We start from the raw sequence: 21,877 nt of genomic DNA, 5'->3' as shown, positions 1-21,877 counted from the left end.
TCCCGGCGCGGGCCGGCTCAGCCCTGGTCGGGCGGCGGTGCGCCGCGCAGGCTGCGCATGTCCAACTGGTGCAGCACCCGGTCGGCGATCTCCGGATCGGCGCCCGGCTCGCTGCGGGCGCTCAGCACCTCGTGCCGGGCGGCCGACAACAGCTCGCCGTTGATGCGCTGGAGCCGCTTGAGGCGCGCCACCCGCTTCTCGTGCCCCTCCCGCCGGTCCTCCTCCAGGATGTCCGGGTAGATCCGCACGCCGAGGTCGTACGCCCGGCGCGCGACCTGCTCCAGGAGTTCGTCGGGCAGGTCCTCCTCCTCCTGGATCTCCTTGAGCCGGCGGCGGGTCGCCCGCAGGACGCGCTCGGCCAGCTCGCGCTCGAACGCCTGCTCCGCCTTGGCGTCCGGGCTCACCCGCAGCCGCCGCACCAGCCACGGCAGGGTCAGGCCCTGGATGACCAGGGTCGCCAGCACGACCGAGAAGGCGATGAAGAGGATCTCGTCCCGGGCCGGGAACCCGTCGCCGCCGTCCACGGTGAACGGGATGGCCAGCGCCAGCGCGACCGAGGCCACCCCGCGCATCCCCGACCACCACATGATCACCGTCTCCCGCCAGCTCATCGGGATGTCCTCGTCGTAGTCCCGGCGCTGGTGCAGCCGCCGGGCCAGCCAGGCCGCGGGCAGCAGCCACAGCAGCCGTACGCCGACCACGACACCGACGACGGCCGCCCCCGCGCCCAGCAGTTCGCCCCAGCGCCCGGACACGGTGCCGAACACGTTGTGCAGCTCAAGGCCGATGAGCCCGAAGGCGACACCGGTCACCAGGGTGTCCACCACCTCCCAGAAGGTGCGCCCGGCGAGCCGCCCCAGCACGTCGTCGGCGTCCATCGCGTGCTCGGTCAGGAAGAGCGCGGTGGTCAGCACCGCGAGCACGCCGGAGCCGTGGAACTCCTCGGCGAGCACGTACGCGGCGAACGGCACGAGGAGCGTCAGCCCGATCTGGAGCGTCGGCTCCTCAAGGCGTCCCATCAGCCGGGCCGTCGCCCAGCCGAGGCCGAGTCCGACGGCCACCGCCACCACCGCCGACAGCGCGAGCGTGCCGAGCGCGGCCGGCAGCGAGAAGCTGCCGCTCACCGCGGCGGCCAGGGCCACGTGGTAGAGCACGATGGCCGTGACGTCGTTGAACAGGCCCTCACCCTCCAGGATGGAGACCATGCGCCGCGGCAGCCCGAGCCGGCCGGCCACCGCGGTGGCCGCGACCGGGTCCGGCGGGGCGACCAGCGCGCCGAGCACGACGGCGCCGGCGAGCGGCAGCCCGGGCACGATGGCGTGCGCGAGCGCGGCCACCGCGGCGGTGGTGACGAAGACCAGCGCCACCGCGAGCAGGAAGATGGCCCGCTTGTTGGCCGCGAACTGTCGCCAAGAGGTGCGCTGCACGGCCGCGTACAGCAAGGGCGGCAGCACCAGCGGGAGGATCAGCTCGGGCGGCACCCGCACGTTCGGCACCCACGGCACCAGCGCGAGGCCCACCCCGATCAGGGTCATCAGCACCGGCGGCGGCAGGCTGAGCCGTTCCCCGACGGGGACCATCACCACGGCCCCGAGCAGCAGCAGGAGCAGCAGGGCGAGCTGGTCCACGGGCCGAACCTTCCGATGACGGTCAGGTGATCACGGCTTCCAGCGTGCCATTTCCGCCCGCCACCCGCCGCGCTCGCTCCGGGTCCGGTCACCCGGCGCACCCGACGCCGCGCCCCGGCACGGCGCCGAGGCACCCACGGCACCCGCGCGGGACGCGCGCGGCGTACGCGGGGCGGGTACGCGGGACACGCGCACGACGTACGCGGGGCGGCTCGGGTGCGCGCGGCCCCGGCCGTGACGCGCCCAGCGGGTGACCCGGACCCGAAGGCTCGCCCGGTCGGGTGAGCCGCCGGGTTCGGGCTGGTCACGGTGCGGGCGCTCGAAGTGCCGGCGGGGCGCGGCGTACGACGGGGTGGTGCGGCAGCCTCGGGGGCGCGGTGGGTCAGGCGCTGTCGGCCCGCACCCGGTCCAGGGCCTGCTGGAGGTCGTCGGGGTAGCCGCTCTCGAACTCCACCCAGCGCCCGTCCGCCGGGTGCTCGAACCCCAGCCGCATGGCGTGCAGCCACTGCCGCGTCAGCCCGAGCCGCTTGGCCAGCGTCGGATCGGCGCCGTAGGTGAGGTCGCCGGCGCACGGGTGGCGGTGGGCGGCCATGTGCACCCGGATCTGGTGCGTACGCCCCGTCTCCAGCTTGATGTCCAGCAGGCTCGCGGAGCGGAACGCCTCGATGAGGTCGTAGTGGGTGACGCTGGGCTTGCCCTCGGCGGTGACCGCCCACTTGTAGTCGGCACTCGGGTGCCGGCCGATCGGCGCGTCGATGGTGCCGCTCATCGGGTCCGGGTGGCCCTGCACCAGCGCGTGGTAGCGCTTGTCGACCGTGCGCTCCCGGAACTGCTGCTTGAGCAGCGTGTACGCGCGCTCCGACTTGGCGACCACCATCAGGCCCGAGGTGCCCACGTCCAGCCGGTGCACGATGCCCTGGCGCTCGGCGGCGCCGGAGGTGGAGACGCGGTAGCCGGCGGCGGCGAGGCCGCCGATGACGGTGGTACCGGTCCAGCCGGGGCTCGGGTGGGCGGCGACGCCGACCGGCTTGACCACGACGACGATGTCCTCGTCGTCGTGCACGATCTCCATGCCCTCGACGGGCTCGGCGACGACCCGCACGGGCGGCGCCGCCCGCGGCATCTCCACCTCCAGCCAGGCGCCGCCGGAGACCCGGTCGGACTTGCCGGCCTCCGAGCCGTCCACCCGCACCTTCCCCGCGGCGGCGAGTTCGGCCGCCTTGGTGCGGGAGAAGCCGAACATACGGGCCAGCGCGGCATCGACGCGTTCGCCCTCCAGGCCATCGGGTACGGGCAGCGTGCGGATCTCGGGAAGCGTGCTCACCCGACGAGTATGCCGGACGAGCGACACGCCCCCGCACGCCCTGTCCCGCGCCGGGGCCCGGCCCACCGCCTCCGGGCCCGGCGGCGCGGGGAACGTCGATGCCCGGCCGGGCGCCGTGGCCCGGCCGGGCATCGGTGGAGGTCGGTCGGGGGCTGGTGGGGGACGACGGAAGGTCGGCCCCCGCGAGGGGTCAGTCCCGGTGCACCGTGCCGTCCGGGTCCAGGCCCCGGAAGGAGAGGATCACGATGAGGATGCCGCCGCAGACGATGGCGGAGTCGGCGAGGTTGAAGACCGCGAAGTGCGCGGGCGCGATGAAGTCGACCACCGCGCCCTTGAACCCGCCGGGCGTGCGCAGCAGCCGGTCCGTGAGGTTGCCGAGCGCCCCGCCGAGCAGCAGCCCGAGCGCGATCGCCCACGGCACGCTGTACAGCTTGCGCGCGATCCGGGCGATCACCCCGATCACGATGGCGGCGATGCAGGTGAAGACGATGGTCATGGCCTCGCCGAAGCCGAAGGCGGCGCCGCGGTTGCGTATCACCTCAAGCTGCAGCCAGGTGCCGAGGATCTCGATCGCGCCCTCGTGCTCCAGCTCGGAGACCACGACGATCTTGGTCACCAGGTCGAGCAGATAGGCGAACGCGGCGACCACCAGCAGCACGGGAATCCGCCGCTGGCCCCGCCCGCCGTCCGTGCCCGGCTCCGCCGCGGCATCGGCTTGCGCTGCCTTGTCGGCCTCTTCCGGCCGCTCCGGCTCTGGCGTTCCGATGGCCTGCTCCGCCTCTGTCACGTAAGTCCCTCTACGTCGCTCCCCGCGCGCCACGCCACGCCCGGTAGAGCACGAGGGTACGACACCGCGGGCGAGCGCCGTCAGCGGCGTTCCTGCCGCTGCTTGCACTCCACACACAGGGTGGCCCGCGGAAACGCCTGCATCCTGGCCTTGCCGATCGGCTTGCCGCAGTTCTCGCACAGCCCGTACGTGCCGGCCTCAAGGCGGGCGAGCGCGCGCTCGCTCTGCAACAGCATCTCGCGGGCGTTGCTGTTCAACGCCATCTCGTGCTCGCGCGTGACGTTCTTGGTGCCGGTGTCGGCCTGGTCGTCGCCCGCCCCGTCGCCGGAGTCCCGCATCAGACCGCTGAGCGCCTCCTCCGACGCCTGGATCTCGGCGCGCAGCCGCTCGGCCTCCTCCTGCAACGCGGTGCGCGCCTCCCGCGCCTCCTCGGGCGACCAGGGGTCCTCGCCCGGCCGAACGGCCAGCTCACCGGGTTCGGCGGCGGTGGCCGCGCGCGCTCCCGGCAGCGCGGCCACCTCCGTCACGGCCCGCTTGGCGGTCGACGCCCCACCCGGAGTCTCCTTAGCAGCCACGTTCTTGGCTCCCGTCTTCTTCGCGGGCACCGCCTTCTCGGCAGGTGCAGCCTTCTTGGCCGTGCTCTTCAGCGCCGGGGCGGCCACGGTGTTCGCGGCGGGCGCGGCGGTCGTGCCCTGTGGTGCGGTCGTGCCCCCGGGCCCCGACGCGTCGGGACCGGGTGCTTCCTGGTCGTACGGTGCCGGCGCGGTGTCGCGCTCGGTGGTCGTCTTCGGTGCGACCTTCTTCGCCGCGGACGTCTTCTTCGCCGCGGCCTTCGTCGCCGTCGTCTTCTTGGCCGCCGCCTTCGTGGCCGCCGCCTTCGTGGCCGACGTCTTCGTGGCCGACGTCTTCTTCGCCGCGCTCTTCTTCGTCGTGGCCTTCTTGGCAGCCGCCTTCTTCGGCGCGGCCTCCGTTGCTGCGCTCGGGTCGTGCGCCGTCTGCTTGGTCGCGCCCCGCTGCGTCGCGCCCCGCTGCGTCGCCGGCTGCCCGGCGGATGGCGTGGCGGGTCGCCCGGCCCGCTTCCCCACCGGCTTCCCCGCCGGCGGCGCGGCTCCGCCAGCGACCGTCTCCTCCCCTCCCGCAGGCGCCCCCTCCCCCGTGGTGGGAGGCGCGACGGAGGTGCTGTGCCGCGCGGACGGGGCCGCTGGGGCCGGGGCCGTGGAGTGCCGCACGGCGGTCTTCTTCGCCACCATGGCCGCAACCCCTTCACATATGGTGACCTTGCGCGCGAATCGTGCCGGAACGATAAAACGACTCCCACCACGCGGCAACAGGGCACGCCGACCTCCGGGGCCCGGGCACCTCCGCCCGAGAAGACGCGGTAATCGGCCCGCTACCTGGCAGGCCGGTCACATCCGTTGTGCCCCGCCGCACGCGCGGTAATCCGGCCCCCGGCCACGTCAACGCCCCCGACGTCCACGGCGCCCGCCACCCGCCGGCGCGTACGCGGGGGTAACCCCCGACCGGCCCGCGCCGGGCTCCCCCGACGCGGAAACCCGGTCGGCCGGTCGGCGGACGGGTCGTACACTGTGCGCAGCGAGAGGCGTGGAAGGGGACGAGTAGCGCCGAAGGCGGCCACGAGCGACTCGGGGACGGTGTGAGCCCGAGGGTCAGCGCGGCGTGAAGATCACCCCGGAGTCGTCGGAAGAAAGCGTCCGCGAGGCGGATGCGAGTAGAACCGACAGCGCGACCCCAATGAGGGGGCCGTGAGCACCGCTCACGGCCAAGGAGGGTGGTACCGCGGGAGCAGCCCTGCTCTCGTCCCTCCGACGGACCACGCAGCAGCCGTTCCGCCGGAGGAAGAGACACCCTCATGACGCCACAGTCGTCGCAGCCGCCGCAGTACCGCCCGGTGCCCGCCCAGGTCGACCTGCCTGCCCTGGAGCACGCCGTGCTCGACTTCTGGCGCGAGAACAAGATCTTCGCCCGGTCGCTCGAACAGTCCGACGGCAAGCCGGAGTGGGTCTTCTACGAAGGCCCGCCCACCGCCAACGGCATGCCGGGCGCCCACCACATCGAGGCCCGCGTCTTCAAGGACGTCTTCCCCCGCTTCCGCACCATGCGCGGCTACCACGTCGCCCGCAAGGCCGGCTGGGACTGCCACGGGCTGCCCGTCGAGCTGGCGGTCGAGAAGGAGCTGGGCTTCAACGGCAAGAAGGACATCGAGGCGTACGGCATCGCGGAGTTCAACGCGAAGTGCCGCGAGTCGGTGACCCGTCACACCGACGCCTTCGCCGAGCTGACCACGCGCATGGGGTACTGGACCGACCTCGACAACGCGTACCGCACCATGGACCCGAGCTACGTGGACTCCGTGTGGTGGTCGCTCAAGGAGATCTTCGGCAAGGGACTCCTCGTCCAGGACCACCGTGTCGCCCCGTGGTGCCCGCGCTGCGGCACCGGCCTCTCGGACCACGAGCTGGCCCAGGGGTACGAGACCGTGGTCGACCCGTCGGTCTACGTGCGGCTGCCGCTCACCTCGGGGCCGCTCGCCGGCGAGGCCGCGCTGCTGGTCTGGACGACCACGCCGTGGACGCTGGTGTCCAACACCGCCGTCGCCGCGCACCCGGACGTGCGCTACGTCGTCGCGACCGACGGCCGACAGAAGCTGGTGGTCGCCGAGCCGCTGCTGGCCAAGGCGCTGGGCGAGGGCTGGGAGGCGACCGGCGACTCCTTCACCGGGCGCGAGATGGAGCGCTGGACGTACCAGCGCCCGTTCGAGCTGGTCGAGTTGGAGGGCGCCAACTTCGTCGTCTGCGCCGAGTACGTCACCACGGAGGACGGCACCGGCCTGGTCCACCAGGCCCCCGCCTTCGGTGAGGACGACCTCAGGACCTGCCGGGGCTACGGCCTGCCGGTGATCAACCCAGTCCGCCCGGACGGCACCTTCGAGGAAGAGATCGAGCTGGTCGGCGGCCAGTTCTTCAAGAAGGCCGACGAGGCCCTGGTCGCCGACCTCCAGGCGCGCGACCTGCTGTTCCGACACGTGGCGTACGAGCACAGCTACCCGCACTGCTGGCGCTGCCACACGGCGCTGCTCTACTACGCGCAGCCGTCCTGGTACATCAGGACCACGGCGGTCAAGGACCGTCTCCTTCAGGAGAACGAGCGGACCAACTGGTTCCCCGACTCGGTCAAGACCGGTCGCTTCGGCGACTGGCTCAACAACAACATCGACTGGGCGCTGTCCCGCAACCGCTACTGGGGCACCCCGCTGCCCATCTGGCACTGCGAGGAGGGCCACCTCACCTGCGTCGGCTCCCGCGCCGAGCTGACCGAGCTGACCGGGACCGACCAGTCGGGCCTCGACCCGCACCGCCCGTACATCGACGCGGTCACCTTCGGCTGCCCGCACGAGGGGTGCGCGCTGACGGCGGAGCGCGTGCCGGAGGTCATCGACGCCTGGTACGACTCGGGCTCGATGCCCTTCGCGCAGTGGGGCTACCCGTACCAGAACAAGGAGCTGTTCGAGAAGCGCTACCCGGCGCAGTTCATCTCCGAGGCGATCGACCAGACCCGCGGCTGGTTCTACACGCTGATGGCCGTCGGCACCCTGGTCTTCGACAGGTCCTCGTACGAGAACGTGGTCTGCCTCGGCCACATCCTCGCCGAGGACGGCCGCAAGATGTCCAAGCACCTGGGCAACATCCTCCAGCCGATCCCGCTGATGGACCAGCACGGCGCGGACGCCGTCCGCTGGTTCATGGCCGCCGGCGGCTCTCCGTGGGCCGCGCGCCGGGTCGGGCACGGCACGATCCAGGAGGTCGTGCGCAAGACCCTGCTCACGTACTGGAACACCGTCGCCTTCCAGGCCCTGTACGCCCGCACGTCCGGCTGGGCCCCCAGCGCCACCGACCCGGCGCCGGCGGACCGGCCGCTGCTCGACCGCTGGGTGCTGAGTGAACTGCACGCGCTGACCGACCAGGTCACCGCCGCCCTTGAGGCGTACGACACGCAGCGCGCGGGCAAGCTGCTGTCCGCGTTCGTGGACGGCCTGTCCAACTGGTACGTGCGCCGCTCCCGGCGCCGCTTCTGGCAGGGCGACGCCGCGGCGCTGCGCACCCTGCACGAGGCGGTGGAGACCGTGACCCGGCTCATGGCCCCGCTCGTCCCGTTCATCACCGAGCGCGTCTGGCAGGACCTGGTGGTTCCGGTCGACCCGGACGCCCCGGACTCGGTGCACCTGGCGACGTGGCCCGAGGCGGACCCGGCGTTGATCGACCCGCTGCTCTCGGAGCGGATGCTGCTGGTGCGCCGGCTGGTCGAGCTGGGCCGCGCCTCGCGCGCCGAGTCCGGCGTCAAGACCCGACAGCCGCTGTCGCGGGCCCTGATCGGCGTCGCGGGCTTCGAGTCGCTGCCCGAGGAACTGCGGGCGCAGATCGCCGAGGAACTCAACGTCACGTCGCTGGCCTCGCTGTCCGGGATGGGCGGCTCGCTGGTGGACACCACGGCGAAGGCCAACTTCCGCGCCCTGGGCAAGCGGTTCGGCAAGGGCGTGCAGGCGGTGGCCAAGGCCGTCGCCGAGGCCGACGCCGCCGCGCTCTCGCTGGCGCTGCGCGAGGGCACCGCCGCGGTGACCGTGGACGGCGAGCGCGTGGAGCTGGCGCCCGACGAGGTCATCATCACCGAAACCCCGCGCGAGGGCTGGTCGGTGGCCTCCGACGCGGGCGCGACCGTCGCCCTCGACCTGGAGATCACCCCGGAACTGCGCCGCGCGGGCCTGGCCCGGGACGCCATCCGGCTGATCCAGGAGGCGCGGAAGAACTCCGGGCTCGACGTCGCGGACCGGATCGCGGTGCGCTGGTCGGCCTCGAACCCGGAGACCGCCGCGGCCGTCGCCGAGCACACGGCGCTCATCGCCGACGAGGTGCTGGGCACCGACTTCGCCGACGGCGAGGCCGACGACAGCTACGGCGAGCCGTTCACGGACGAGCCGCTGGGCCTGACCTTCCGGCTGCGCAAGGTGTAACCCCGGCCCCGGCCCTGACGGCGCCCCCGGTCCGCGCACCCCGCGGACCGGGGGCGCCGTCACGTGCGAGCACCGCCGCGCCGTACGACACCCGCACCACCCCGCCACCCCCGCGACCACTCCCCCGCACCGCGGCGCGCCTCACCCGCGCAGGGGACCCCCCGCACCGTGCGCCGGGTTCAGCAGCACGGGGGAAGCGCGCCCGCTCCGGCGTGCGCCGGCAGCACAACGGGCCGGGCCCCTGGGAAGTCCCAGGGGCCCGGCCCGTACGTGCGCCGACAACTGGCGCCTAGGGGCGCCCGGTCGGGGTGATCAGTTGTCGTCCTCGTCGATCAGGAAGCCCCGCATCGGCGAAGGAGCCTGCTGCATCGGCTGCGGACCCTGCGGTCGCACCGGCGCCATCGGCTGCGTCATCGCCGGGGACATCTGCTGCTGCCCACCGTACGAGGGGCCGCCGCCGTTGCCGCCCATGCTCTGGTTGCCACCCATGCTCTGGTTGCCGCCCATGGTGTGGCCACCGCCACCGCCCATGGAGCTGGCACCGGCCGCGGCCATCGAGCCGCTCATCGAGGGGGACGGCGGCAGCGAGGCGGTCGCCGGGGTGCGCGGCGGGGCCAGCGAGTCGTCGGCCTGGTTCTCCAACTGACGGAGCTGGCTCTCCAGGTACGACTTCAGACGGGTGCGGTACTCGCGCTCGAAGCCCCGCAGGTCCTCGACCTTGCGCTCCAGCGTCGCGCGGGCCGACTCCAACGAGCCCATCGCCACGCGGTGCTTCTCCTGCGCGTCCCGCTCCAGCGCGTCGGCCTTGGCACGCGCGTCGCGCTCCAGGCCCTCGGCACGGCTGCGCGCCTCGCCGACGATCTTGTTGGCCTCGGAACGGGCCTCCGCGATCGCCTGGTCAGCGGTCTGCTGCGCCAGCGAGAGCACTCGGGCCGCGCTGTCGCCGCCGGGGCCCTGGCCGGGCTGCGGGAGCTGCGGGCCGCCGGGGCCCATGGGGCCACCCATCGGACCGTGCTGGCCCATCGGGCCCGGGCCACCCTGGCCCATGGGGCCGGGGCCGTGCGGGCCCTGCGGGCCGTGGCCGCCGGGGCCGGCCGGAAGCTGCGGTGCGCCACCGGGCAACTGGGGCGGTCCGCCCATCTGTTGCTGTTGCTGCTGGGGCGGCACCGGCTGCGGACCTGATATGGCGGCGGGCACGGGGGCGCCGGGTCGGTCCTGCTGCTCCTGCTTGCGCATGCCTTGCTGCTGGTTCTGCGCGGCGGCACGCGTCGCGGCGGCGAGCTTGGCCCGGAGGTCCTCGTTCTCGCGCAGCAGTCGGGTCAGTTCCGCTTCGACTTCGTCGAGGAAGGCATCGACCTCGTCCTCGTCATAGCCTTCTCGGAGGCGGACGGTCGTGAACTGCTTGTTCCGCACGTCCTCGGGGCTCAACGGCATCTCTTCTTCACCTCAACGTTGTCGTCGGCAATCGGCAAGACCGTATCGTTCACAGCTGACTCACGACGGAGATCAGGATGTAAACGATGATCATCAGTACGAAGAAGGACAGATCGAGCGCCACGCCCCCGAGACGCAGCGGCGGGATAAACCGCCGCAGAAGCTTGAGTGGCGGATCGGTGACAGTGTAAGTGGCCTCAAGGACCACCACCATCGCCTTGCCGGGTTGCCATGAGCGGGCGAACTGGAACACGTAGTCCATCACCAGCCGGAAGATCAACACGACCAGGAAAACCAACAGCGCGACGTGGATCACGTCCAGTGCGATGCCCATCCCCGCGCGTCCCTCTCCCCTTGCTCGTACGTAGCCTTGCGGCCGTGATTGCCAGGTATTGCGTCTCAGCTCTGGTTGAAGAACCCGCCCTCTGCAATACGGGCCTTGTCCTCCGCCGTGACATCGACGTTAGCAGGCGACAACAGGAACACCTTCTGCGTCACCCGCTCAATACTTCCGTGCAGACCGAAGACTAGACCGGCCGCGAAGTCGACGAGTCGCTTCGCGTCAGTGTCATCCATCTCAGTCAAATTCATGATCACGGGTGTGCCCTCGCGGAAGTGTTCCCCGATGGTACGGGCCTCGTTGTAGGTGCGAGGGTGCAACGTGGTGATGCGGTAGGGCTCCCGCTCGGACACGACCTTGGGCATGATCACCGGTGCGTTCTTCTCCAGGCTTTGACGTTCGGGTGTGATAGACGCCACGGGGGCGATGCGGGCGGGGCGCCCGGTTTCCGCTACGAGCGGAGCGGGTTCACGCTGCGCTGGCGGGTGGGCGACTCGCACCGGTTCGTCCAGTTCCGGTCGCGATTCGGTCTCCGGCTGGTGCTGCCGCCGCGCACGCTCCGGTTCGGGTTCGGGCTCGAAGTCGTCGTCGGGGTCGAACCCCCGGCCGTCGTACCCATCGTCCTCCACGAGGCCGAGGTAGACCGCCATCTTGCGCATAGCGCCGGCCATTCTCTGCGTCCTCCGCTCTGTGGTGGATCGCTTCCGCCACCAGATGCCTTGAATCCACGCGGCCTGCCCACCTCTTGGCGGGAATGACCATATTTTCTACTGTGGTCCGACTTGCTTGGCGACGTTACCCGAGCCGGGGTCGGACTCCGAGCACCGCAGTGCCGACGCGTAGATGTGTCGCACCAGCGGCCACGGCGTCCTCGAGGTCTGAACTCATCCCTGCCGAGACCATGGTCGCAGCCGGATGAGCCACGCGCAGGCTCGATGAGATTTCCCTCAACCGCTCGAAAGCCGCCCGCGGCCTGCCCGCGTACGGTCCGGCGAGCGGAGCGACCGTCATCAGCCCACGCAGCCGCAGCCCTTCGGACTCGGCCACCGCGTCGGCGAGGTCGGCCACGCCGTCGGGCGCGATGCCGCCCCGGCCCCCGGCGTCCCCCGACTCCGCGTCAAGGGCCACCTGGAGCAGGCAGTCGAGCTCGCGGCCGGCGCGTACGGCGGCCGTTGACAGCGCGTTGACCAACCGCTTCCGGTCAACGGACTGCACGAGGTCAGCGTAACTGGCCACGGAACGAACCTTGTTCGACTGCAATTGCCCCACAAAGTGCCATCGCAACGGCAGATCCGTACATGCGGCGGCCTTGGGCGCGGCGTCCTGGTCACGGTTCTCGGCGACCTCGCGTACCCCGAGTTCCGACAGCAGCCGTACGTCGCTGGCCGGGTAGGTCTTGGTCACCACGATCAGGGTGACCTCGGAGCGCTTGCGCCCGGAGGCGGCGCACGCGGCGGCGATGCGCTCCTCGACCCGAGCCAGATTGTCCGCCAACTCACTTCTACGACCGGTCACCGCTCCGCCTCCCCGTCCTGGTCAGCCGCCTCCGAAAGCCACACGTAGCTCGCCAGCCGCCCGGTGTCGCGCTCGCGCCGGTAGGAGAAGTGGTCCGTCGACTCCAGGGTGCAGACCTCGGACGAGACCGTCACCTCGACGCCGAGCGCCGCGAGTTGGGCCCGTACGCCGCCGGCCACGTCGACCGCCGGCGTGCCCCAGCTCGTGGTGGCCCAGGCCGCGGGCACCACGTCCGCCACCGCGGCACGCATCGCCGCCGGCACCTCGTAGCAACGACCGCAGACCGAGGGGCCGGTGCGGGCGATGATCCGGGCGGGCTCCGCGCCGAGCGCGACCATGGCCTCGACGGTCGCCGGGACGACCCCGGCGACGAGCCCCGGCCGCCCGGCGTGCGCGGCGCCGGCGACGCCGGCCACCGGGTCCGCGAGGAGCACCGGGGTGCAGTCGGCGGTGAGCACCGCGAGGGCGAGGCCCCGACGGGCGGTCACCACCGCGTCGGCCTCCGGGATCTCGCGGTCGCCCCACGGACCGTCGACGACGGCCACCTCGCGGCCGTGCACCTGGCGCATCCACACGACGCGTTCCGCGTCGATGCCGAGCGCCCGCGCCGCGCTGACGCGGTTGGCCCGAACCGCGGCCGAGTCGTCGCCGACCGCGCCGCCGAGATTGAGCCGGTCATACGGAGCGGCGCTCACCCCGCCCCACCGGTCGGTGAAGGCGAAGTGCGCGCCGCTCGTCTTCTCGTGCTGGCCTATCACGGTGTGTGGATCACTTCAGTCGTCTCACGCGGCCGGCTACTTCAGGAAGTCCGGCACGTCGAGCTCCTCGGCCGCGCTGTCCTGGTAGGGGCGGGCCGGGGGAACCTGCGGCGAGCTGATGGGCGGGGCCGGGGTCTGGCTCGGGTACCCGCTCGGCGCCTCGGAGACCGGGGCCGGCTCGGGTTCGACCGGTTCGGCCGCCGGCACGCTCTCCCGCGAGGAGACGCTGGTCAGGCCGCCGTACGAGGGGCGCGGCTCGGCCGAGGTGGCCGGCCGGCCGGACTGCCCGGCGGTGGTGCCGTCGTCGCGGCCGCCGTACGAGCCCAGCGCCTTCTCCCGGCTGCCCTTGGCCGGCGGCTGGCCGCCGTCGAAGCCGGCGGCGATCACGGTGACGCGGACCTCGTCGCCGAGCGCGTCGTCGATGACGGCGCCGAAGATGATGTTCGCCTCCGGGTGTGCCGCCTCGCTGACGAGCTGTGCGGCCTCGTTGATCTCGAAGAGACCGAGGTCCGAGCCGCCCGAGATGGACAGCAGCACGCCTCTGGCACCGTCGATGGACGCCTCGAGCAGGGGCGAGGAGATCGCCATCTCGGCGGCGGCGACGGCGCGGTCGTCGCCGCGCGCGGAGCCGATGCCCATGAGGGCCGAGCCCGCCTCCGACATCACGGACTTGACGTCCGCGAAGTCCAGGTTGATCAGGCCGGGGGTGGTGATCAGGTCGGTGATGCCCTGCACGCCGGACAGCAGTACCTGGTCGGCGGACTTGAACGCGTCAAGAACGCTGACCTGACGGTCCGAAATGGACAGCAGTCGGTCGTTGGGGATGACGATCAGGGTGTCGACCTCGTCCCGCAGGCCGGCGATCCCGTCCTCCGCCTGGTTCGCGCGGCGGCGACCCTCGAAGGTGAACGGGCGGGTGACCACGCCGATCGTCAGGGCGCCCAGGGAGCGCGCGATGTTGGCGACGACGGGAGCGCCGCCGGTGCCGGTGCCGCCGCCCTCACCCGCGGTGACGAAGACCATGTCGGCCCCCTTGAGGACCTCCTCGATCTCCTCGCGGTGGTCTTCGGCCGCCTTGCGGCCGACATCGGGGTTGGCGCCCGCGCCAAGGCCACGGGTGAGTTCCCGACCGACGTCGAGCTTGACGTCGGCGTCGCTCATCAGCAGGGCCTGTGCATCGGTGTTGATCGCGATGAACTCGACGCCCTTGAGCCCGACCTCGATCATCCGGTTGATGGCGTTCACGCCACCGCCGCCGATGCCGACGACCTTGATGACTGCGAGGTAGTTCTGCGGTGCTGCCACGTCGAAGGCCTCTCGCCTCGATTTACGTGTCGCCGCCCCGCTGTTGTCGCGGTGCGTCGACGGATGCCGATGGGGCGGTCCTCATTGCCGACCCAAACCCTAACCCTGAAGTTTAGGGTTATCTGTGTGCCTGTTCCTTGAAGTCTTCGGGACAGGACACTAAGTCGACAAGTGGCGCGCGTTCAACGAACACGCCGAACCTCCCGTTTTTCTTTTCACCCTATGTGATCACCCAGGGGGCTAGCCAGCCAGGGGGCTGGCCTGCCGCGACGGGCGTCAACTCGGCGATAAATCCCGGTCAACTCCCGGCCGCCGCAGGGGCACCCGGCACGCTGACGTCGAAGTGCTCCGCTTCGCGCTCCGCTTTCATCAGCGCGAGCAGCGCGGTGGCCTTCGCCTCACCCCGTTCGGGGCTGCCCCAGCGCACCGAACGGCCGCCGGACAGCTCAAGGCTGATGGCGTCGTAGGAGCGTACGCGGAGGACCCGGGTCTGGGCGCGGACCTTGGGCGGCAGGCTGGTGGCCACCTCGACCGCGGCGCGGCGCAACCGTTCTTCACCGAACCTCCGCAGACTGGGCGAGCGTTCCGCTTCCATTTCCAGTCGGGGAATGCCCTTCGGCGCCTTGGCCACCGTGGCGAATCGCACTCCCTCGGCGTCCATTTCGATGAACTTTCCGGCCTTTTCCAGTACGAGTTCCGGCTGACGCTCGGTCACATTGAGGCTGATTGTGTTCGGCCAGGAGCGCTCAACGTGTACGGAGTCGATCCGGGGCAACCTGGCCCGTAGTCGCCTCTCCATCGCGTCGGTGTCCACCGAGATGAGCGGCGAGTCCATCGGCACCGCCGCCACCTCGCGCACCTGACCGGGGCGCAACACCTCGGTGCCGCGCACGCGCACCTTCTCCACCCGCAACCAGGAGGAGCCGTACAGCAGCCAGGTCCCGCCGCCGCCGACGAGCACGGCGGCGACGAGGAGCAGCACGAGCGTGCGGCGGCTGGGGAGCCGGAACCCGCCGCGCGCGGGGGGCGGCGGCGGGCCGGACGACGAACGGTTCTCACGGTGCGCGCTGCCGCGCTGGGCGGTCGTCGGTCCGGCCACGCTCCCAAGCCTCCTGCTGTTATGGCCGCTACCCGGCCCGGCGGGCGGCGATCGCCTCGTACACCATCCCGACGAGGAGTTCGTCGGCGTCCCGGCGGCCGAACTCCGAGGCCGCGCGCGACATCTCGAACAGCCGGTGCGGATCGCCGAGTACGGGCAGCACGTTGTTCTGCACCCACTCCGGCGTCAGCTCGGCGTCGTCGACGAGCAGCCCGCCGCCCGCCTTGACGAGCGGTTGGGCGTTCAGCCGCTGTTCGCCGTTGCCGATCGGCAGCGGGACGAAGGCGGCCGGCAGCCCGACGGCGGAGAGTTCGGCCACGGTCATGGCGCCCGCGCGGCAGAGCATCATGTCGGCCGCGGCGTACGCCAGGTCCATCCGGTCCACGTACGGTACCGGGATGTAGGGCGGCATTCCGGGCATGTTGTCGACGCGCGGCATTTCGTTCTTCGGGCCGACCGCGTGCAGGATCTGGATTCCGGCGCGCTGGAAGAACGGCGCGACGGACTGCACGACCTCGTTCAGCCGCCTGGCACCCTGCGAGCCCCCGGAGACCAGCAGGGTCGGCAGGCCCGGGTCGAGGCCGAACGCGGCGCGGGCCTCGGGCCTGACCCGGGCCCGGTCCAGCGTCGCGATGGTGCGGCGCAGCGGGATGCCCACGTAGTGCGCGTTGCGCAGCTTGCTGTCCGGGGTGCTGACCGCGACGAACTTCGCGTACCGGGAACCGATCTTGTTGGCCAGGCCCGGTCGGGCGTTGGCCTCGTGGACGATGATCGGCACGCCGAGGCGCTTGGCGGCGAGGTAGCCGGGCAGCGCGACGTAGCCACCGAAGCCGACGACGCAGTCGGCCTTGGTGCGCTCCAGGATCTGCTCGGCGGCCTTGATGGTGCCGCGCAGCCGTCCGGGCACGGTGATCAGCTCGGGCGTGGGCTTACGGGGCAGCGGCACGGCGGGGATGAGCCCGAGCTCATAACCCCGCTCGGGCACGAGTCGGGTCTCCAGGCCCTTCTCCGTGCCCAGCGCTGTGATCCCCACGGTCGGGTCCTGCCTACGCAGGGCGTCCGCGAGGGCGAGCGCTGGCTCGATGTGGCCGGCGGTCCCCCCACCGGCGAGTACGACATGCACCGAATTTCACCGCTCTCCGGACGGACGTTTCTTGACGCGCCGTCTCATCGTCTTCCATCTCACCCCAGGCTGCCGCATGGCCAACGCAGCTCGGGCACCGGGCTCCGCACGCGCGAAGGCGATCAGCAGACCGATGGCGAACATGGTCGGGAGCAGGGCTGAACCTCCGTAGGAGAACAGCGGCAGGGGGACACCGGCGATCGGCAGCAGGCCGAGCACCGCACCGATGTTGACCACGGCCTGCGCCGTGATCCAGGTGGTCACACCTCCCGCGGCATACCTCACGAAGGGGTCCTCCGTGCGTCCGGCCACGCGGATACCCGCATAGCCTAGAGCCGCGAAGAGGGCGAGCACTGACAGTGTCCCCGCCAGGCCGAGTTCCTCGCCGGTGATGGCGAAGATGAAGTCCGTGTGCGGCTCGGGGAGTTCACCCCATTTTTCCATACTGGCGCCGAGCCCGGAACCGAACCAGCCGCCGTTGGCCAGCGCGTAGATACCGTGCACGGCCTGCCAGCACTGGTCGTTGGCGCCGGGGTCGGTGGCGCCGATGCAGGCCAGGCGCGACATCCGGTTGGCGCTGGTCTTGATGAGGACGAGCCCGACGACGGCGGCTGCCCCGAGCACGCCGACAAAGAGTCGGGTCGGTGCGCCGGCCAGCCACAGCAGCCCGAACAGGACCGCGGTCAGGATGATCGCGGTGCCCATGTCGCCGCCCAGCATGATCAGCCCGAGCAGTACGAAGGCGGCCGGGACCAGCGGCACCAGCAGGTGCTTCCACTGGCCGAGGAGGTTCTTGTCGTGCTTGCGGGCGAGCAGGTCGGCGCCCCAGAGCACGAGGGCGAGCTTGCCGAACTCGCTGGGTTGGAGCTGGAAGGGGCCGCCAACGGAGATCCAGTTCTGGTTGCCGTTGACCGCGACTCCTATCCCGGGCACCTGGACCAGGCACATCAGGAAGACGGAGACGGCGAGCAGCGGATAGGCCAGCGCCCGGTGCGCCCTGATGGGCAGGCGTACGGCGGCCAACATCAACAGCCCGCCGATGACGGCCGCGAGCAACTGCTTGCGGAAGAAGAAGGAGGGGGCGAGCCCGGACTGGAGGGCCTTGATCTGCGAGGCGGAGTAGACCATCACCAGGCCGAGCACGGTGATCAGCACGCTGCCGCCGAGGATCAGGTAGTAGGCGGTCAGCGGCCGGTCCCAGGCGCGGCGGGCCCGCTCACGCAGCCGCGCCAGCGCCGCCAGCGGGCTGCGCCGCGCGGGGCGCGGCCGGGGCGCGCGACCGGGCGGCCCGCCACCGGGCCCGGGCCGGGCGGCGGCGCGCGGGGGGCGCGCGGTGGCCTTCCCGCGGAGCGCGAGGCCCATGCCGAGGCCGTCGCCCGGCAGTGGGCCCGCGCCGCCGGCCAGCGCCGGGCGCGCGGCGGCCAGGCCGGGGCGGGGCCATCGGGCCCGCCAGGTGCCGCGGGTGGCGGGGCGCGCGGAGTCGTCGGCCATCATCTCGGTGTCCCCTCCACTGGTGTGCGGCGCCGTGGTCCACGGCACGGGGACCAACGGCTACTCGTGCGCGGCTCGTCCGGGGGCGAGCGCACGCACGGCGTCGGCGAACGCTTCGCCGCGCTTGTTGTAGTTGGTGAACATATCCATCGAGGCGCACGCGGGAGCCAGAAGCACGGTGTCGCCCGGTTCCGCGAGTCCGACGGCCGCCTGGACCGCCGCGGACATCGCCCCAGTGTCCGTCCGGTCGAGGTCGACGACCGGGACCTGCGGCGCGTGTCGCGCGAGGGCGTCCCTGATCAGCGCGCGGTCGGCGCCGATCAGGACGGCGCCGCGCAGCCGGCTGGCCGACGCGCTGACCAGTTCGTCGAAGGTGGCGCCCTTGGCCAGGCCGCCCGCGATCCACACGACCGGCTCGTACGCGGCCAACGACGCCTGCGCGGCGTGCGTGTTGGTGGCCTTCGAGTCGTCCACGAAGTCGACCCCGTCCACGGTGGCCACGTGCTCGATGCGGTGCGACTCGGGCCGGAAGGCGCGCAGTCCGTCGCGGACGGCGGCCGGGGGCACGCCGTAGGCGCGGGCGAGCGCGGCGGCGGCGAGCGCGTTGGCGATGTTGTGCGGCGCCGGCGAGGCCAGGTCGCTGACCTCGGCCAGCTCCTGGGCCTGGCGCTGCCGGTCCGCCACGAAGGCGCGGTCGACGAGGATGTCGTCCACGAGGCCGAGTTGGGAGGGGCCCGGCGTGCCGAGGGTGAAGCCGATGGCGCGGCAGCCCTCGGCGACGTCGGCGGCCCGGACCAGTTCCTCGGTGGCGGGGTCGGCCACGTTGTAGACGCAGGCGACCTGGTTGCCCTCGTAGACGCGGCCCTTGTCGGCGGCGTACGCCTCCATGGAGCCGTGCCAGTCGAGGTGGTCGGGGGCCAGGTTGAGCACGGTGGCCGAGTGCGCGCGCAGCGAGGGCGCCCAGTGCAACTGGTAGCTGGACAGTTCGACGGCGAGGACGTCGTACTCCCGCTCGCCGAGGATGACGTCGAAGAGCGAGACGCCGATGTTGCCGACGGCCGCGGTGCGCAGTCCGGCGGCCTCCAGGATGGCGGCGAGCATCCGTACGGTGGTGGTCTTGCCGTTGGTGCCGGTGACGGCCAGCCAGGGGGCGGCGGGGCGGTCCTGCTCGGCGCGGAGTCGCCAGGCGACCTCCACGTCGCCGACGACCGGCACGCCGGCCTGGGCCGCGGCCTCGAACAGCGGGCTGGTCGGCTTCCACCCGGGGGTGGTGACGACCAGTTCGGTGCCCTCCGGCAGGGTCACGCCGTCGCCGAGGCGGACGGTGATGCCGAGCGCCTCGAGTTCGGCCGCCTCGGCGCGCTGGCGCTCGCCGTCGCTGCCGTTGACGACGGTCACCAGGGCGCCGAGGCCCCGCAGCGCGCGCGCCGCGGGGACCCCGGAGACGCCGAGGCCGGCGACGGTGACGCGGCGTCCGGCGTACTGGCTCGTCACTTGGCCGCCGCCCAGCCCGCGTAGAAGATGCCGAGGCCGACGATCACGCACATGCCCTGGATGATCCAGAACCTGACCACCACCAGCACTTCGCTCCAGCCCTTCAGTTCGAAGTGGTGTTGGAGTGGTGCCATGCGGAACACGCGCTTGCCGGTCATCCGGAAGGAGCCGACCTGGATGACCACGGACATCGTGATCAGCACGAACAGGCCGCCGAGCAGCGCGAGCAGGAGTTCGGTGCGCGAGCAGATCGCCAGGCCGGCGAGGGCGCCGCCGAGGGCGAGCGAACCGGTGTCACCCATGAAGATCTTGGCCGGCGAGGTGTTCCACCACAGGAAGCCGAAGCAGGCGCCCATCAGCGCGGAGGCGACGATGGCCAGGTCCAGCGGGTCGCGGACCTCGTAACACGCCTGGCCGGCGGTGGGCATGTTGGCGCAGGACTCCTGGTACTGCCAGACGCCGATGAAGGTGTAGGCGCCGAAGACCATCACCGAGGCGCCGGTGGCCAGACCGTCGAGGCCGTCGGTGAGGTTCACGCCGTTGGACATCGCCAGGATCATGAACAGCGCCCAGATCACGAAGATCACGGGGCCGATCTGCCAGCCGAAGTCCTGGGTGAAGGAGAGCTTGTCGGAGGCCGGGGTCTGGCCGCGGGCGTCCGCGAAGTTGAGCGAGAGGATCGCGAACGCGACGCCGACGATGAGCTGGCCGGCCATCTTGGCCTTGGCCCGCAGGCCCAGGCTCCGCTGCTTGACGATCTTGATGTAGTCGTCGAGGAAGCCGACCAGGCCCATGCCGGCGAAGAGGAAGAGCACGAGCACGCCGGAGAACGTCGGCTCGCTCGAGGTGATCACCTTCGTCAGCGCGTACGCGATGATGGTGGCCAGGATGAAGGCGATGCCACCCATGGTGGGCGTACCGCGCTTGCCGTGGTGGCCGCGGGGGCCGTCGTCACGGATGTACTGCCCGTATCCCTTACGGGCGAGGAGCTTGATCAGCAGCGGCGTGCCGACCAAGGTCAGGAAGAGTCCGATCACTCCGGAGAAGAGGATCTGCTTCATCGCCCGGCACCCTCGCCCTCGGCCGTGCCCGGTTCCCCCAACAGCTCCGCCGCGACCTGCTCCAGGCCGACCGACCTGGACGCCTTCACCAGCGCGATGTCTCCCGGGCGCAACTCTCTGCGCAACAGTTCGACCGCCGCCCGCGCGTCGGACACGTGCACCGACTCCTCACCCCACGAACCCTCGTTCTTGGCGCCCATGTCGATCCAGGCGGCCTCCTGGCCGCCGACCGCCACGAGCTTGCTGACGTTGAGCCGGACGGCCAGCCGTCCGACCGCGTCGTGCTCGGCGAGTGACTCCTCGCCGAGTTCGGCCATCTGACCGAGCACCGCCCACGTGCGTCCCCCCTGCGCCCGGTGGGCCGTGCCCATCGCCACGAGCGCGCGCAGCGCGGCTCGCATGGACTCGGGGTTCGCGTTGTAGGCGTCGTTGACGATCGTCACGCCGTCCGCGCGCTCGGTGACCTCCATCCGCCAGCGGGAGAGCTGTCCCGCCTCGGAGAGCGCCTCGGCGATCTCAGGGGCGGACATGCCCAACGCATGGGCGACGGCGGCAGCGGCGAGCGCGTTCGACACGTGGTGCTCACCGTACAGGCGCATGGTCACGTCGCCGCACCCGGTGGGTGTGTGAAGCGTGAAGCTGGGCTGACCGAGGTCGGTAAGCCGGACATTCTCGGCGCGTACGTGGGCGTCGGCGCCCTCGCCGAACAGCAGGACCTCGGCCTTGGTGCGCGCGCTCATGGCGCGCACCAGCGGGTCGTCGGCGTTGAGCACGGCGACACCGCCCGCCTCGGCCGACGGCAGTCCCTCCACGAGTTCGCCCTTGGCCTGGGCGATCTGCTCCCGGCCGCCGAACTCCCCGATGTGCGCGGTGCCGACGTTGAGCACCAGGCCGATGTGCGGGGGCGTCAGTTCGGCCAGGTAGCGGATGTGGCCGATGCCGCGCGCGCCCATCTCCAGGACGAGGTGGCGGGTGGCGTCGTCGGCGCGCAGCGCGGTCAGCGGCATGCCGATCTCGTTGTTGAACGAGCCCGGCGTCCACACGGTCGGCCCGAGCCGCTCCAGGAGTTGGGCGATCAGGTCCTTGGTGCTGGTCTTGCCGGCCGAGCCGGTGAGGCCGACGACGCGGGCGCCGAGTCGCTCGACGACGGCGCGGGCGAGCGCGCCGAGCGCGGCCACCACGTCGTCCACGACGATGGCGGGCACGCCGACGGGGCGCGTGGCGACGACCGCCACCGCGCCGGCGGCGACGGCGCGTTCGGCGTAGTCGTGCCCGTCGACCCGCTCGCCGGCGAACGCGGCGAACAGGCCGCCGGGGCGCACCTCACGGGAGTCGATCACGACGGGCCCGGTGACCCGCTGGTCGAGGTCCGGTATGTCGTACGGCTGCCCGCCGACGATGGCGGTGACCTCAGCGAGGGACAGCGAGATCACAGGTCACCTCCGGCGGTTCCCGTGAGCTGCCTTGGAGAGGGTGATGCGCGCATGGCGGT

The 21,877-nt window shown here is 71.9% G+C and carries 17 protein-coding genes; 1 reads left to right on the top strand and 16 read right to left on the bottom strand.

Annotation, left to right across the window (positions count from 1 at the left end; all coding sequences use genetic code 11):
• Nucleotides 1-17: 17 nt before the first annotated feature.
• The 4 genes from AC3CHW_RS27355 to AC3CHW_RS27340 form a co-directional block, all read right to left on the bottom strand.
• The gene (locus AC3CHW_RS27355) at nt 18-1,628 is read right to left on the bottom strand and encodes a Na+/H+ antiporter (protein WP_488468231.1); all 1,611 of its coding nucleotides are present in this window, start codon (nt 1,626-1,628) and stop codon (nt 18-20) included.
• A 382-nt stretch (nt 1,629-2,010) separates the two neighbouring features.
• Complete coding sequence (locus tag AC3CHW_RS27350; protein WP_176161136.1) at nt 2,011-2,952, bottom strand: RluA family pseudouridine synthase; 942 nt, start codon at nt 2,950-2,952, stop codon at nt 2,011-2,013.
• 190 nt (nt 2,953-3,142) lie between these two features.
• Nucleotides 3,143-3,739 carry a signal peptidase II gene (gene lspA, locus AC3CHW_RS27345; protein WP_398607749.1) on the bottom strand — a complete coding sequence of 199 codons (597 nt, stop codon included), beginning with the start codon at nt 3,737-3,739 and terminating at the stop codon, nt 3,143-3,145.
• Between the two features lie 80 nt (nt 3,740-3,819).
• Entirely contained in the window at nt 3,820-4,989 is a 1,170-nt protein-coding gene (locus AC3CHW_RS27340) for a TraR/DksA family transcriptional regulator (protein WP_488468230.1), read from the bottom strand.
• A gap of 620 nt (nt 4,990-5,609) precedes the next feature.
• Here AC3CHW_RS27340 and ileS point away from each other — a divergent pair.
• A complete protein-coding gene (gene ileS / locus AC3CHW_RS27335) occupies nt 5,610-8,765 on the top strand; it encodes an isoleucine--tRNA ligase (protein ID WP_488468229.1) in 3,156 nt (1,051 codons plus the stop codon).
• Nucleotides 8,766-9,077: 312 nt separating this feature from the next.
• Here ileS and AC3CHW_RS27330 read toward each other — a convergent pair whose 3' ends face one another.
• From AC3CHW_RS27330 to AC3CHW_RS27275, 12 genes are all read right to left on the bottom strand, one after another.
• The gene (locus AC3CHW_RS27330; protein ID WP_277322714.1) at nt 9,078-10,199 is read right to left on the bottom strand and encodes a DivIVA domain-containing protein; all 1,122 of its coding nucleotides are present in this window, start codon (nt 10,197-10,199) and stop codon (nt 9,078-9,080) included.
• A 49-nt stretch (nt 10,200-10,248) separates the two neighbouring features.
• The gene (locus AC3CHW_RS27325) at nt 10,249-10,533 is read right to left on the bottom strand and encodes a YggT family protein (RefSeq protein ID WP_176161141.1); all 285 of its coding nucleotides are present in this window, start codon (nt 10,531-10,533) and stop codon (nt 10,249-10,251) included.
• 65 nt (nt 10,534-10,598) lie between these two features.
• Nucleotides 10,599-11,210 carry a cell division protein SepF gene (locus AC3CHW_RS27320; RefSeq protein WP_488468228.1) on the bottom strand — a complete coding sequence of 204 codons (612 nt, stop codon included), beginning with the start codon at nt 11,208-11,210 and terminating at the stop codon, nt 10,599-10,601.
• 124 nt (nt 11,211-11,334) lie between these two features.
• Nucleotides 11,335-12,054, bottom strand: coding sequence for a YggS family pyridoxal phosphate-dependent enzyme (locus AC3CHW_RS27315; RefSeq protein WP_176161143.1), 720 nt, complete (start codon nt 12,052-12,054; stop codon nt 11,335-11,337).
• A complete protein-coding gene (gene pgeF, locus AC3CHW_RS27310) occupies nt 12,051-12,812 on the bottom strand; it encodes a peptidoglycan editing factor PgeF (RefSeq protein WP_488468227.1) in 762 nt (253 codons plus the stop codon). The genes AC3CHW_RS27315 and pgeF overlap by 4 nt, the downstream gene beginning before the upstream one ends.
• A gap of 36 nt (nt 12,813-12,848) precedes the next feature.
• A complete protein-coding gene (gene ftsZ, locus AC3CHW_RS27305) occupies nt 12,849-14,117 on the bottom strand; it encodes a cell division protein FtsZ (protein WP_488468226.1) in 1,269 nt (422 codons plus the stop codon).
• A 298-nt stretch (nt 14,118-14,415) separates the two neighbouring features.
• Entirely contained in the window at nt 14,416-15,216 is an 801-nt protein-coding gene (locus AC3CHW_RS27300) for a cell division protein FtsQ/DivIB (protein ID WP_488468225.1), read from the bottom strand.
• A 28-nt stretch (nt 15,217-15,244) separates the two neighbouring features.
• Complete coding sequence (gene murG / locus AC3CHW_RS27295) at nt 15,245-16,339, bottom strand: undecaprenyldiphospho-muramoylpentapeptide beta-N-acetylglucosaminyltransferase (protein ID WP_488468224.1); 1,095 nt, start codon at nt 16,337-16,339, stop codon at nt 15,245-15,247.
• A 6-nt stretch (nt 16,340-16,345) separates the two neighbouring features.
• Nucleotides 16,346-17,833 carry a putative lipid II flippase FtsW gene (gene ftsW, locus AC3CHW_RS27290; RefSeq protein ID WP_466294453.1) on the bottom strand — a complete coding sequence of 496 codons (1,488 nt, stop codon included), beginning with the start codon at nt 17,831-17,833 and terminating at the stop codon, nt 16,346-16,348.
• Nucleotides 17,834-17,890: 57 nt separating this feature from the next.
• Nucleotides 17,891-19,324 carry a UDP-N-acetylmuramoyl-L-alanine--D-glutamate ligase gene (murD, locus tag AC3CHW_RS27285; RefSeq protein WP_488468223.1) on the bottom strand — a complete coding sequence of 478 codons (1,434 nt, stop codon included), beginning with the start codon at nt 19,322-19,324 and terminating at the stop codon, nt 17,891-17,893.
• Nucleotides 19,321-20,385 carry a phospho-N-acetylmuramoyl-pentapeptide-transferase gene (gene mraY / locus AC3CHW_RS27280; protein ID WP_176161149.1) on the bottom strand — a complete coding sequence of 355 codons (1,065 nt, stop codon included), beginning with the start codon at nt 20,383-20,385 and terminating at the stop codon, nt 19,321-19,323. The genes murD and mraY overlap by 4 nt, the downstream gene beginning before the upstream one ends.
• Nucleotides 20,382-21,818 (bottom strand): UDP-N-acetylmuramoyl-tripeptide--D-alanyl-D-alanine ligase, encoded by a 1,437-nt coding sequence (locus AC3CHW_RS27275; RefSeq protein WP_176161150.1) that lies wholly within the window; start codon nt 21,816-21,818, stop codon nt 20,382-20,384. Before AC3CHW_RS27275 ends, mraY begins: the two co-directional genes overlap by 4 nt.
• Nucleotides 21,819-21,877 lie beyond the last annotated feature (59 nt).

It is taken from the genome of Streptomyces sp. MGP-BFMKR1 (assembly GCF_057766585.1).
This window is presented reverse-complemented; position numbering and strand designations above follow the sequence as displayed.